15 protein-coding genes, 1 tRNA gene and 1 rRNA gene are annotated in these 13,346 nt (G+C 38.2%); 7 read left to right on the top strand and 10 right to left on the bottom strand.

What is annotated here, in order from left to right; genetic code table 11:
• Positions 1-44: 44 nt before the first annotated feature.
• Positions 45-650, top strand: a complete 606-nt coding sequence (locus tag O3C63_01170; protein ID MDA0771532.1) for a hypothetical protein — start codon at positions 45-47, stop codon at positions 648-650.
• Positions 651-672: 22 nt separating this feature from the next.
• Here O3C63_01170 and O3C63_01175 read toward each other — a convergent pair whose 3' ends face one another.
• Entirely contained in the window at positions 673-1,023 is a 351-nt protein-coding gene (locus O3C63_01175) for an S-adenosylmethionine decarboxylase (protein ID MDA0771533.1), read from the bottom strand.
• Positions 1,024-1,140: 117 nt separating this feature from the next.
• On the opposite strand from O3C63_01175, the gene rplM reads away from it, so the two are divergent.
• The gene (gene rplM / locus O3C63_01180) at positions 1,141-1,578 is read left to right on the top strand and encodes a 50S ribosomal protein L13 (GenBank protein MDA0771534.1); all 438 of its coding nucleotides are present in this window, start codon (positions 1,141-1,143) and stop codon (positions 1,576-1,578) included.
• A gap of 12 nt (positions 1,579-1,590) precedes the next feature.
• The gene (gene rpsI, locus O3C63_01185) at positions 1,591-1,995 is read left to right on the top strand and encodes a 30S ribosomal protein S9 (GenBank protein MDA0771535.1); all 405 of its coding nucleotides are present in this window, start codon (positions 1,591-1,593) and stop codon (positions 1,993-1,995) included.
• Positions 1,996-1,999: 4 nt separating this feature from the next.
• On the opposite strand, the gene O3C63_01190 is transcribed toward rpsI, so the two are convergent.
• Entirely contained in the window at positions 2,000-2,722 is a 723-nt protein-coding gene (locus O3C63_01190; GenBank protein ID MDA0771536.1) for a hypothetical protein, read from the bottom strand.
• A gap of 311 nt (positions 2,723-3,033) precedes the next feature.
• Here O3C63_01190 and rrf point away from each other — a divergent pair.
• Positions 3,034-3,149 (top strand): 5S ribosomal RNA (rrf, locus tag O3C63_01195).
• Between the two features lie 107 nt (positions 3,150-3,256).
• Here rrf and O3C63_01200 read toward each other — a convergent pair.
• The gene (locus O3C63_01200; protein ID MDA0771537.1) at positions 3,257-3,784 is read right to left on the bottom strand and encodes an MgtC/SapB family protein; all 528 of its coding nucleotides are present in this window, start codon (positions 3,782-3,784) and stop codon (positions 3,257-3,259) included.
• Positions 3,785-3,834: 50 nt separating this feature from the next.
• Here O3C63_01200 and O3C63_01205 point away from each other — a divergent pair, with 50 nt between their 5' ends.
• On the top strand, positions 3,835-3,960 hold the full coding sequence (locus O3C63_01205) for a hypothetical protein (protein MDA0771538.1): 126 nt from the start codon (positions 3,835-3,837) through the stop codon (positions 3,958-3,960).
• Between the two features lie 182 nt (positions 3,961-4,142).
• Here O3C63_01205 and O3C63_01210 read toward each other — a convergent pair whose 3' ends face one another.
• From O3C63_01210 to rpsO, 3 genes are all read right to left on the bottom strand, one after another.
• Positions 4,143-4,946: a hypothetical protein gene (locus tag O3C63_01210; protein MDA0771539.1), complete on the bottom strand. Its 804-nt coding sequence runs from the start codon at positions 4,944-4,946 to the stop codon at positions 4,143-4,145.
• Positions 4,947-5,024: 78 nt separating this feature from the next.
• Positions 5,025-7,175, bottom strand: coding sequence for a polyribonucleotide nucleotidyltransferase (locus O3C63_01215; protein ID MDA0771540.1), 2,151 nt, complete (start codon positions 7,173-7,175; stop codon positions 5,025-5,027).
• A gap of 104 nt (positions 7,176-7,279) precedes the next feature.
• On the bottom strand, positions 7,280-7,549 hold the full coding sequence (rpsO, locus tag O3C63_01220; protein ID MDA0771541.1) for a 30S ribosomal protein S15: 270 nt from the start codon (positions 7,547-7,549) through the stop codon (positions 7,280-7,282).
• A gap of 154 nt (positions 7,550-7,703) precedes the next feature.
• Here rpsO and O3C63_01225 point away from each other — a divergent pair, with 154 nt between their 5' ends.
• Positions 7,704-8,066: a hypothetical protein gene (locus O3C63_01225; GenBank protein MDA0771542.1), complete on the top strand. Its 363-nt coding sequence runs from the start codon at positions 7,704-7,706 to the stop codon at positions 8,064-8,066.
• Here O3C63_01225 and cdd read toward each other — a convergent pair.
• The 4 genes from cdd to O3C63_01245 all read right to left on the bottom strand — a co-directional run bounded on the left by cdd (position 8,063) and on the right by O3C63_01245 (position 11,645).
• A complete protein-coding gene (cdd, locus tag O3C63_01230) occupies positions 8,063-8,620 on the bottom strand; it encodes a cytidine deaminase (protein ID MDA0771543.1) in 558 nt (185 codons plus the stop codon). The genes O3C63_01225 and cdd overlap by 4 nt on opposite strands.
• Positions 8,621-9,532: an HAD family hydrolase gene (locus O3C63_01235; GenBank protein ID MDA0771544.1), complete on the bottom strand. Its 912-nt coding sequence runs from the start codon at positions 9,530-9,532 to the stop codon at positions 8,621-8,623.
• Between the two features lie 18 nt (positions 9,533-9,550).
• The gene (locus O3C63_01240) at positions 9,551-11,425 is read right to left on the bottom strand and encodes a hypothetical protein (GenBank protein MDA0771545.1); all 1,875 of its coding nucleotides are present in this window, start codon (positions 11,423-11,425) and stop codon (positions 9,551-9,553) included.
• Between the two features lie 145 nt (positions 11,426-11,570).
• A tRNA-Arg gene (locus O3C63_01245) sits at positions 11,571-11,645 on the bottom strand.
• Positions 11,646-12,167: 522 nt separating this feature from the next.
• Here O3C63_01245 and O3C63_01250 point away from each other — a divergent pair.
• Positions 12,168-13,337 (top strand): fatty acid desaturase, encoded by a 1,170-nt coding sequence (locus O3C63_01250; GenBank protein ID MDA0771546.1) that lies wholly within the window; start codon positions 12,168-12,170, stop codon positions 13,335-13,337.
• Positions 13,338-13,346 lie beyond the last annotated feature (9 nt).

Below are 13,346 nucleotides of genomic sequence, written 5' to 3' on the forward strand. Positions count from 1 at the left end.
TTTTATAACCGGGGCTATCATTCTTTAGGTTATAATATTCAACTATGAAAAAGATATTAAAGTTATTACTTAGTTTGATGGTTTTCTCTGCGTTACTGCCTGCAGCAACAATGCAAGCACAAGCAGGGGTTATCAGTAGATTTATTGAAGTTGATGAGAATGATAGGAAACAAGCGGAAGCTGATCGTATCAGAGCTCAAGAAGAATATAAGCAAGAAGCGAAAGCTCAAATAGAAAAAGAAGTTATTAAACCAATTGCCAAAAAAGCTCCTGAAGTAAAGCAACAGGTAATCACAAAAAAAGAACCTGTAAACTTAGCTCCTAAAGGAAAACATTCTAATGATTTGATTTGTAAAATTGTTGGAACGATAGTTGCATTGCCTGTAGGTGCAATTTCTGGTCTTGTTAGAGGTAGTGTTTCCAAAGGTGGTGAACTCGCTGGATCATTCTCTGACAGTATGGACAGCAATCTTGCTGGAAACCTAGTGGGTAAACCTAGTGGGGTTATTGTTGGTGGAGTTTCTGGTGCACTTGCTGGTCTTCTCAACGGCGCTGTAACTGGCATTAGAACTGGATGGAGCGACCCTTTCACTAAAGAGAGTTTCTCATTAGATGGCCAAACTCGCGACTACGATCCGTTCAATTTCTAAGCTCAATAACAACGACAATTAATTAGCTTAATAATGAAGGTCCTCGGCGCAAGACCTTCATGTCGTGTTCAGCAGCATTGAATTCAAACTCCAATGCCTCAGCGAGTTCGCTAGCAAAATCAGCTTTACGATCAGTATAAAGATCAATGGCACAAGAATGATATTCTGGCCAAGTATGAATACTAAAATGGAAACCATCAGCAATGATAGTCGCAGTAACTCCTTCAGGCTCAAATTGAATATAGTTGTCTTTATTAAGGCTCACGCCTAATTTAACCAAGGCTTTATCAATAGCTATTTTCAAATTAGCCGTCTTTGCCATAACATCTCTATCAGTCTTGTAAAAATCTAAAATTATATGTGTTTTCATCATAGCTTCCTCTAACTTAATTCTTATAGCATAAGGGATAGGGCAGTATTGAACTCATGAATAATGAAAATACTATTTAAAAACAGCAAAGAGCCTAGGTTTTTGCTAGAATTGCCTCTTATGTCTCTCCCACAATCACTTAGAAACACCAAGACTTTCACCAAACACGAGGTAACTCGCAAATGGAGACTGATTGACGCAGAAGGTAAAATCCTTGGCCGCCTGGCTACAGAAATTGCTAATGCATTAAGAGGCAAAGACAAACCAGAGTTTAGCCCTAATCAAGATGTTGGTGACTTTATTGTTGTTATCAACGCAGACAAAATCAAAGTGAGTGGAGCAAAAGAAACAGACAAGCTTTATCACAGACACACTGGATTTATAGGTGGTCACAAAACTGAAACACTTGCAAGTCTTCGTCAAAGAAGACCGAACGAAATTATTAGAAGAGCCGTTAAAGGAATGCTTCCACACAATAGATTGAGCGAAAGATTAATCACCAAACTCAACATCTATAGTGGAACAGAACACCCTCACGAGGCACAATTGGCAGCATAGTAAAGGATATACATGAGAAAATCACAAGAGAACCAAATAGTTACCGGCAAACGCAAAAGAGCAATCGCACGCGTAAGAATCAAGTCGGGAGAAGGTAAAGTAATCGTAAACGGCAAACATAGTTTTGAAGAATACTTCGGCGCCAGAGAATCACTCAAGAAGAGATTTTTGGCTCCATTTGAAATGACTGGCAACTTAAATAAATTAGATATTTTTGTTAATGTCAAAGGTGGCGGCAAGGTTGGACAAGCAGACGCGCTAGCTTCAGCAGTAGCCAAAGCACTTTCAGTTCACAAAGAAGGCAACCGTACTGTTCTTAAAGCAGCAGGAATGCTAACTAGAGATTCAAGAATCAAAGAGTCTAAGAAATACGGTCGCAAGAAAGCCCGTAAGAGATTCCAGTTTTCTAAGAGATAGAGTTTTAATCGTATTCACTTTGTGGGAAAAACCCACTATGGAAGTCTATATCAAGGCTTCTTTTGAAGGCATCTGTATTGGGAAACCTATCTTCTATAACTATATCCTCACCGCTTGAATCTTCGTCAGCTTTATGAATTACCTTTGTCCATAGTTCATGTCGATCATAATATCCAAGTCTGACACCGATTTCAAGAACAAGTGGATGTCTATTTTTATCACTCTCTATTTTATCGGCTTCATCCAGACTAATGGTATGGATAAAAGACCCAGGTTCCCAGCCACCTTTATTGTTACCATCTTCATCAGCCTTTGCGATGATAATTTCTTTTGTGAGTTTGAGATTAAATGGCTTAAGTGTCATCGAGTAACTATGATCTGATTCCCTGTTGGATTGAGACTGTCGTCTAGGACTGGTGGGTCCTTGAAAATCTTCTTTAACAAATTTAAAACTATAAGCGTCGTTTGAACCAATAGTTAAACAAGTTTGGGTTGAATTATGGTCAAGACAAAGGTCCCAGCTGAAATTTTGTACAAAGTCAGCTGGTAAGCTGGATACCATAGACATAAATTTTTGTAATCTTGCAACCATACTTATAAGAGCTTGGCGTATAAAGTCCGCTGGTTTATGTTTATTACTATAGATATTGGTACCACGTAATAATTTGACTAAGTTGCTTTTGTCCCAGATTTGACCAAAGCTAAACGCCCTATTAAGGGTTTCCACACCTTGTGACCGTAGAGCCTGTGTCTGATCAAGCAGCTCACTATATACGGATCTAGTCTCTGCACGTAATGTGTCTTGGTGTAAGTAATAGGCGTGATCGACCTCTGTATTGTAGTAATCAAGGAGATCACTACGACTTTGTTGATTCCTTCTTCTATAGTCTATAAGCTGGCAGTCAAACTGGCTAAATCTTTCAAAGAGTTAGTTTATTAGTGGATTAATAGCCACGATGACTGATAATAGCACAGAGAAGCTTAAGATATCTTGAAGCACTTGCGCAAACTACCTGTTTCTTGCTATAAATATCTATGTTTGGTGTCGATGCGACTGAAACACACTCGTTCCCATCTCGAACACGATAGTTAAGGCGGTTTGCGACGACAATACTTGGCTGGAGACGGCCTGGAAAGATAGTTAGGCGCTAGGCAATTTTTCTTTCTTCGGAAGGAAATAAAATAAAAAAATCAGCTTTGGCTGATTTTTTTGTTTTTAAAACCTGTTTACAAAGTTCTAGAACAAGGCACAGATAGGTTTTTATGACTGATCTATAGGAGGATGCTTAGCAACGCCCTCGCGCACTCTACCACTGCCTTTGACTCGCTTAGCTAGTCTTAGCCAGACCTCGACTTTGCTTACTATCTGCAAAATAAAAATGACAATTATAGAAAATATAAGCGCATCTAAAAAATAGCCAAGCGCAATAATTACCCCAATAGCAGCTTCCACCCAAATTGTTGAAGCTGTAGTCAAACCTGCTACTAGCCCTTCACGGTTCATAATAGTACCAGCGCCAAGAAAACCAATCCCAGTGACCACTTGACCCATAACTCTAGCTGGATCAGCATTCATGGCCCCAACATCTTGTCCTGCAATAATACTGTATTTAACAAAAAGCATTGAGCCAAGCCCAATTAATATCGAGGTTCTAATACCCGCTGGTTTTTTACTGATTTGTCTTTCAAAACCAATCAGACCAGTACAAACAAGCAGAACAACTACTTGCACAAAAAAATACAAGTCTAAATGAACAGCAAGAAAAGCAAGTGAAAGGTCATGGCCCATGTAGGTATTATGCCCAGTTGAACTTTTTGAAAGTAGCTAATATCTTAATTATGTCTACTGCCGCGCCTAAATTAGACTATAGAGTACGAATACATTTTCCCAAGGTCTTTGATGCAATTGCTGCAGATACTCTAGCTACTCAATTAGATGATAAGCTCGCAATAACGACTGAGTAGTTACGTTCTGCAAATGCTTCCTCTGGAGTTCTGAATTGTAATGAGGTCTAATATAAATATGGCCCATACTCGAGTCTCCTTTTTGTTTACAAGACACTAGTCTCTGAACCTTTAATTTTTGTTTCTTATTTAACCTCAAGCTATCAGTACAGCGGAGTTACCTTTGGTCCTTTATAAGGCTCTTAGATAAGCTTGGCTACAAGCTTATCTAAGAGCTGTTTATAACGATGTATTTGTATTAAGGTCATCAGATACTTAAAGAATAAAAATACTAATGCCAATAAAAATGCTACAGACCAGACTTTGGTTTCAGCATTGATTTCATAGCTTATATTGCTAAGAAAACTAACGATTATGAGTAGGAATATTAAGTGTGAGAAGAAATATTCTTTGCATTCAAGGCGATTGCTAAAAACTGTATATTTAAGATCAATGTTCATGATTGATTTTCTCAAGCTTCCTGGTCTGTTTAATTGCATAAATAAACCTGATACAGCTTTTTCTTTATTGTGCTTCTTGTAAATTTTTACGTGTGTGACATTATTGTTTTCTTCAATAATGAGTGAATGACGGTGGTCATAAAGTAGAGTATAAAATGCCCACTTGTCAAAATTATGGGGAGTTTCCAGACCAGACTTAAATAAAAGAAAATCAACTACATGATGACAATTGTTTTTATCTACTGGACCAGTAAGCTCCATAACCCTCTCTGGCATTTGCTCTGACTGTTGCATTAATATAGACTTGGGTATTTGATGATTAAGTTGCAGGTCAATATAGTTTCCTGAGCTTTTAGTGCCTGCTAGAAAGACCTTGGACAAGCTTGCTGTGTTTTCCCCAGAATCTTCTTTAAGTCTATTGATCAATTCTGCTTTGGAAATACTTAAGTCTACAGACTCTCTTTTTTTTAATAGAGCAATAATGACTTGCAATACTTGGATTCCGATAATTAAGCCAAGAAATATAAAAGGGAGATTTTGGAGCATATATCAATAATTATACATTTTTCCGAAAACAAAAAAGCCCCGATTTTCACCGAGGCTTTTTAAAATTCTTTGTTGTTATTAAGCAGCAGTAGCTTCTTCTCTAGCCTCTTTTGGAGGATGGTCAACCTCTTTCATCGAAAGTGATGTACGTCCGCGAGAGTCAGTGCCTTGTACTCTGACCTTGACCTTATCTCCGACTTTAACATATTTGTTCAGGTCTTCTACTCGCTCTTGAGCGATTTGAGAGATATGTACAAGTCCAGAAGCGCCAGCAACCATCTCTACGATAGCTCCAACACCGTCTAGTACCTTGACTACTTCACCCTCGTAAACCTTACCGGCTTTAACACCATTGGCAGAGATCTCAACGTATTCCTTAGCAAGCTCACCAGCACCGTCTTCTGTGTAATAAATATTAACTACACCTTCGTCGTTGATGTTCACTTCAGCACCAGTCGCTTCAATGATCCACTTGATGTTTTTACCACCAGGTCCAATCACCGCACCAATTTTGTCTTTAGGGACAGTTGTAGTAGTGATACGCGGAGCGTTTCCTCTAAGTGTGCTTCTTGGCTCAGGAATGATTTCATTCATCTTACCAAGGATATGCAATCTAGCATCTTTCGCTTGAGCAATTGCTCTACGAAGAGTCTCAATAGCAATACCTTTGATTTTGATATCCATTTGCAGAGCAGAAATACCATCTTCGTTACCAGCTACTTTAAAGTCCATATCGCCAAGGAAATCCTCAAGCTCATGAATATCAGTCAGTACGATGCTTTCACCGCCTTCTTGAATTAAGCCCATTGCAATACCAGCAACAGCACACTTCATTGGTACACCAGCATCAAATAGAGCTAGTGAAGAAGCGCAAGTTGCAGCCATTGAAGTTGAACCAGCTGATTCAAGAATCTCAGAGACTACGCGAATTGCATAAGCAAAATCTTCACGATTAGGAAGTGCAGCAATAATAGCTCTCTCGCCTAAAGCACCATGACCAATTTCTCTTCTTCCAGGACCACGGTTAGGACGAACCTCACCAACTGACCAAGCAGGAAAGTTGTAGTTGTGCATGTAGTACTTTTCAGTCTCGCTATCGATTCCATCAAGTCCTCTGCTCATGCGCTCTGTAGCCAGTGTCGCAATAGACATTACTTGAGTGTCGCCGCGAGTAAATAAACCATCACCATGTACGATAGGTAAACGTCCAGCTTCAACGCTGATAGGTCTCACTTGCGTTGGATCTCTACCATCAGCTCTGACTTTAGTTTCTTTGATTTGTTTACGAAGTAAACGTTTTTCAAATTGCTTCATCTCATCACCAAGAGCATTTTTGTTTTCTTTGGTGTAAGTAGCAAGCTCATTGTCTTCACCAAGTGCTTCAATAGCAGCTTTGACTTTTTCTTTGGCAGCTGTTACAAATTCCTTGCGTTTAGCTTTAGTAGCATTGACCATAGAAGCCTCAAGATCCTTTCTAGCATTGGTTTCTATAATCTCAATTAATTTAGCGTTAGCTACAGGCGCTTCAAAAGGTAATATAGTAACTCCAACCATTTCAGCAAACTCATTAATCTTGGCTACTTGTTTTTTGATTTCTTCATGAGCGAATGCAATTGCATCAACTACTTTGTCATCTTCAACAAAGTTGGCACCAGCTTCAACCATCATAATTGAATCAGCAGTACCAGATACAACGATATCTAAGTCAGAAGCGATTTGCGCTTCCTCAGATGGGTTGATGATGAAGTTGCGATCTTCGTCAAAAGCAACACGCACTGCACCAAAAGGTCCATCGAAAGGTAAACCAGCAAGCTGAAGCGCGAAACCCGCACCAAGCATTCCAAGAGTATCAGGTGGTACTTCTGGGTCAACACTTAAAGTAAGGATCACCACATGAACGTCATTGCGGTAACCTTCTTTAAATAAAGGTCTAGCCGGTCTGTCTATTAAACGACAAATCAAAACCGCTTTGTCAGAGGCTCTACCTTCACGGCGCATGTAACTGCCCGGAATTCTACCCACTGAGTATAATTTTTCTTCGAAGTCAACCATTAACGGGAAGAAATCAATTCCTTCTCTTGGTTGTTCGCTTGCAGTCACTGTTACTAACAAGACTGTATTTTTACATCTAATTTCTACAGAGCTAGTTGCTTGTTTAGCTAACTTACCTGTACTTACTGTTACGTCTTTATCCCCGACTTTAAATTCAATTTTCTTTTCTTTTGACATTATTTTCCTTCTTTTTTATTGTTCGTTTTTCTATCTTTAAATTACATGCCCAGATCTGAGTTTAGCAAAACCCCTCTGTGACGATCTTATACTGTAAAGCTATTCTACTTTCTTAAGCCAAGTGTCGCGATAAGTTCTCTGTATCTTGTGACATCTTTGTTCTTGAGGTAGTTAATTAATTTTTTTCTTTTACCTACTTTGAGATATAAACCGCGTTTGCTGTTCATATCTTTTTTGTTCAGTTTAAGATGCTCTGTTAATTGAGCAATATCTGTAGTTAGAATGGCAACTTGCACTTCTGTCTTACCAGTGTCTTTGGGATTATCTCCATGCTTGTCAATGCAGCTCTGTTTTTGTTCTTTGGTAATTGGCATATTTTTTCCTTTGTTTCCTTAATTTCAATGATGAATTATAGCACTAGAAGGGGGTTTTTTAGGTTTTTTTAGTGTTTCAAGACTATATTAGTGCTTATTGCTATTCAAAATATATGCTATCCTTGTCAATACGTACTTACAAGGAGTGAATTTAATGGGATTGAAGACAATGATAATGGCAGGAGCTGCAGGGGCAGGAATAGCTTTACATATTCCAAATGATGACGGAAATAAACCATTGCCAATAATTGAAAAGCCATCAGTTCAACAAGAATTAGAAGCGTCAGCAGAGAATCAAGAACATATAATCCCATTGCATAGAAAGCCAACTCCTATGGACATACCAAATTCACACAATCCAGACGGAAAACAAGAAGTCATAGAAGAAAGCCCAGATGGTAAAAGATCAATTGAATTGCTAAGCCCTGAAGAGGTAGAAGAACTCATAAGAGAGTCGGTACCTTTTTTTCCAAAGAACAATGGTTTTGAACAACTCGAAAACAGAGCTGCTGCTTAATACTTAGCTAGATCCACACCAAGATCCTTTGGTCCAAAAGCCATCGGCAATAATTGATTTATAGAACTAATTACTATTTTGTCTTTTGTAGTATTAGACATCAACACATCCATCGGTTGATTAGAAAGTTCGGAGACTTCATAAATCACTTGCCTGCACGAGCCGCAAGGTGAAATCACTTCTGCCATTTCAAAATCTTGACCGCGTCCGATAATTGCAATTGCTTTGAGCTTGCGATAACCCATTGAGTTTGCTCTAAGTATCGCTGCTCGCTCAGCGCAGATAGTGGAACCGTAAGCTGCGTTTTCAAAATTGGTACCTGAGATGATAGTGCCGTCTTCTGCCAAAACAGCTGCACCAACAAAAAACTTGGAATAGGGGTTATAAGAATTTTTGAGTACTTCTTGAGCGGCATCCACTAGTTCTTGATATTTTGGACTTAGCTCTTGATAATTTGTTTCTTGCATCTCTGTTGGAATCATACACGTCACAGGCTGCTTGCTGCAAGAACTTGCAGTAAACAAAATGAACAAGCTAATAATTAATTTCTTCATTTAGTTGAGGTGGTGTGGCACAGACTCTCTTGTCTCTCTGAGTTTTGATTTTTTATCAGAAACAATCCTATCGGCGATAGTTTGAATCTGTTCACGAAGCCAAAGGTTGGTAATAGTACCAGGACGATAATCAGCCTCTCCAAACATATCTACCCGATTGTCTTCCAATAATTGCTTGGCTTGCTTAAATGATTTGATATTGTCTTTGTTATAAACAGCAAAACCCTTACCGTTATTTTTACGTACTACTGAAAATGCTGGGATATCACTTGGTCCGTCTGCAATATAAATCATATTTTCAAATGGTACGCGCCTGTCAGCATCTGTCATTGACTGGTTTACGCTGATATCCTCGGGATGAACATTCACACCTTTGTTAATTTCAAAAAGAGCTCTAGTTTTAGTCGTGTTGTCAATTTGATAAGCAATGCTATCAATCTGTCCTTCTTGCTCTATAAACTCACAACCCCAAATTCCTTTAACCAGGTCACTTAAAATAGAGCCGCGAATCACTTCGGTCAGCCCAGTGCTAACTATATAGTGCTCTACTTTGATATCAAACTTGGCATATTCTTCCTCTGCCTGAGCGATGTTGCTAAGCTCATGAAAAAACTCTGGCAGCCCCGGAAAGAAATCAAGGCCTCCACCCAGCTCTCTCAGTTTACTGTTAGATAATCCAGCAAACTTGCCTTTCTTCACATAACTAAGAATATGATTCAAGTAAGCCGTGTCAGGACTCATGGTCACGCCTTGCTGACGATAGAATGCCGGCAATTGATTAACCTCAGCCCAAAACTGCAGATCATCAACATTGTAATGTTGAAACAATGGTTTTTGCATGTAATAAGGGATAAGAGTTTTATCAAAATCCCAGACTAGGGCGATTATATTTTGGCTAAAATTGGGCTTCATGGATAAAGTCCAATCTTATCACGAGAAAGATACCTGATAGTCACTAGCTTCTACTATTTCGCCCTCAACAATATCGGTATTTGGCAAGTTTCTAAAGTTTTCGGGTCCTACCAAGCTGCCTCTGGTTAATAGTGAATAGCGCAAATATTTTTGCAAGTAGCTATGATACTCGACTTCTGACAAATTACTTGTATTTTTGATTAGTCTTGAAAGGTCACAACCACTCTGCAACCTGGATGCCTCAAATCCTTCTATAATCTCAGTAAAAATCTTTTGTCTATCAGTATCACCTGGCTCTACAAAGTTGCGCAGCACTTCATATTCTGTTAGAAAAACTTTATTGAATCTTGCTGCTAATTTATTGTCAGACTTAAGTTCATGCATCTCAAAATCAACCCCAACAATAATTTCAATACCAGTACGCAACTTATATCCATTAACTAGTTGATTGAAAGCTTCTACGCGATCCTCACCTTCTTCAGTCAAATCTTGACTATAATATTTTTCAAAGTTGTAAAAATAAACCAAGCATGGCTTGAATTTATTTATCTCTTTTTTGATAGCAAAGTTGTCAAGTACAGAATACACAGAAGATTCAAAATCAACGGCAATAAAACCTCGATCAAATCTTGAAGCAAGCGCTTCGAGAATAAAAATTTTGTCCTGTCTAGAACCACCAGTCAAAATACTCAAACCTGTTCTTGCTCTATTCCTGAAATCCTTAGTCAAGGACAGAGACCGTGCTATTGCGTCAAAAGTACTTGTCATCGACTCGGGAACCGTCATTAAAGAACTATATTTCTTGGCTTCAATTGGCTGCATTTCTTCAATCAGATTGTAACGAGTCATGGTCTTCAATCTCTCTTGTTCCTTTTCAGAGATTTCGAAACGTCGAATCAAAGCCTGCATAAAAGCAGACTTGGTTTGACAATCACTATCAAACAATTGTTCTAATTGTCGAGGACTAATTGAGATACAGTTAGATTCAACAAACTCCGCTATTAAACCAGTAAAAAACCCAGAATATGTTTTGTGATAACAAAGCTTAATCACTGTATCCCAAACACTATAATCATCATGGGTAATAATCTTGTAATGCCTATCAAAAATAGTTTGAATAGTTTTCACATCAATTTCATCAAGCAATTCCTCACTGCTATTTAAATAAAACTTGAATGTTTGATTTAATACAAGAGCCTTAAACTCTTCCGTTCTCTTAACCAGTTGTTCTATAATCCTCTGCCTGACAGCTTTCAAACAATAAGTATCTACCAAAGCATCAGAATAAAAACTAGCTAAATCATTATTGTCTGCAATCTTGGAAAGTGCTGCAAGGATTGCAAACAAATAAGCATTCGTATCATCCCTAACTTTGAGCAATTCAAACTCCAGCTTGAGCACACTCTGGGCACGTTCTTCATTGAGTTCAACCAAACCTAAAACCAAAATCGGATAGAACTGTTCCGCTGTTGAGTAAGCGCCCCAACGTTCTCTTGTTCTCTCAAGTAATTTATTCAATGCAATAAAACTCTCTGAAGAGTCAAAAGCAGTCATGGCCTTGATCACCTCAGACACAATAGAACCTACTTTACTTGGATCACTTTCTAAATATTCAACTAAAAAATAAAATGCTCGTTGTTGTTTTGGCTCATCTTGTCTCTTAATCCAATTAATCCAAGAATCCACATTATTGTGACTGTATTCCAAAAAAATCATCCTCAGAGTTTCAAGCGCTTGCTCAGTCGCCCATCTTTCATCACTAATATGACGACGTAATAATGCTTTGATTGGTGGAAATAAAATATAAGCACATAATGCTAGTAACAAAACCAAAAAACCCAAAAATAGAACTGCAAGAAATGCACTTAAGCCTACGGCTGCAATATCAGACATCAATCCCCCTTAATACTTAAATCCATTTAGTCCCATATTATCTAGACTTCGCTCGGGTTATCCCCTGGGTATTATTTAGCTTGTTTCATTATAGTTATAACTAGAGTTCTTTCGAAACCTAGGGTTTTGAATCTATATCATGTAGTGGTGCCCTCACCAGGATTCGAACCTAGAGCGAGCGGTTCGTAGCCGCTTGTTTTATCCATTAAACTATGAGGGCGCAGTGCACAATTTTAGCTTAAAATCTTGGTAATAGGAATCTAATTTATATTTTTAGCAAGATTATAGTTTTTATTCCGAATCTAGTGAAAACTCGGGAGTTTGTTCCCAGAGGATTGAACGGAATGACAATCAAAGTTTTGCAGGTCATTTTCGAAGAAAATAATGAATTTGACTTGAAAAACTCGGTTACTTGCAACCCAGTAAGTTAAATTCATGGCAAAACTTTATTAAGGCTCTTTCAATACGTATCATACAATTTACGATCAGTGATACGATAACAATAAAGACCAAACTATAAAATAATAATTTGGCAAAAGGAGTTCATCATGGGAAAAAGTCAAGACAAGGGCAAAGACAAAGGCAAGAAAAAAAGCAAAGCTCCTAAGAAGAAATAATCGCAGACTATAATTTCTGATTATTTTAAAGCTCTCACACTCGTCGAGGGTTTTGTTTTAATGCAGCCTAAGGTGAAACCACCCAGTTTAAATCAGTTAAAAAATGGGTATAATTTAGTTAACAAATGAAATCATCAACCCCAATTCAAGTCACAGAAATTGGTTGGATCAACGTAGTGTTTCTCGGCTTGTCCCCACTAGTAGCAGCCTTTGGCTTATGGTATTGGATAAAAACAGCAAGCTTTAATTGGCACACAATTGTTCTAACTCTAATTTTTACAACAATAATTCAAGTGAGTATCACTGCAGGATACCATCGTCTATTTTCACATCGATGTTATCAAGCAGCTTGGCCAGTCAGGTTGTTCTTTTTGATTTTTGGTGCTGCGGCTTTTGAAGGCTCAGCATTAGGCTGGTCACTAGATCATCGTCAACATCATAATCACATTGATGATAAAGAAAAAGATCCCTCTGCAATTACCAAAGGTTTCTTTTGGGCGCATATGGGTTGGTTATTTTTCAAACCATTGGAAGGTAGACGTAATGAAGACAATGCTGGTGATCTATTAGAAGATCCTCTTGTAGTATGGCAAAACAAGTATTGGTTAGTTAGCGGTGTCTTGGCTGGTTATATTTTGCCAGCGGTCATTGCCTGGTCTTGGCATGATTTTTTTGGAGGTCTTTTTATTGCTGGGTTTCTTCGAGCCGTTATTAATCATCATTCCACATTCTTGATCAATTCATTATCACATTGCTTTGGCAAACAAACCTACTCTGACAAACACAGTGCTCGTGACAATTTACTTACCGCTATTCTCACTTTTGGTGAAGGCTATCATAATTATCATCATGAATTTTCTTCTGATTACCGTAATGGCCCAAGATTGTTTGATTGGGATCCTACCAAATGGATCATCAAAGGTCTTTCAGTCATTGGTTTAACAAGTCATTTGAAAATAATAAGAGAAGAAATCATCGTTCGCAAACGCTGGCAAATGACCGAGAAGACTTTGCTTCAAAAACTACAAAAACACAATCCTGTGATTGTTGATAATGAATGGAAAGCTCTCGATCAGCTCAAAGAAAAAATAGAGTCTGCTTTTAAACATTTGACCAATCTAAGGAATCAATATCAAGCTATCAAAAAAGCTGGTGAGAGTCTACTTGCACAAGAAGTCAAAAGCCTCAATCAAGAAATTGCAAAAGCGCGCGAACAATTCTTTGACTCTCTCAAAGCCTGGCATCATAGTCAAGACATCCTGCAAAACAAAGTTTTGCTAGTGATGTCGCTTTAAAAAAGGTAG

The sequence above is a fragment of the Cyanobacteriota bacterium genome, assembly GCA_027618255.1.
Lineage (GTDB): Bacteria > Cyanobacteriota > Vampirovibrionia > LMEP-6097 > LMEP-6097 > JABHOV01.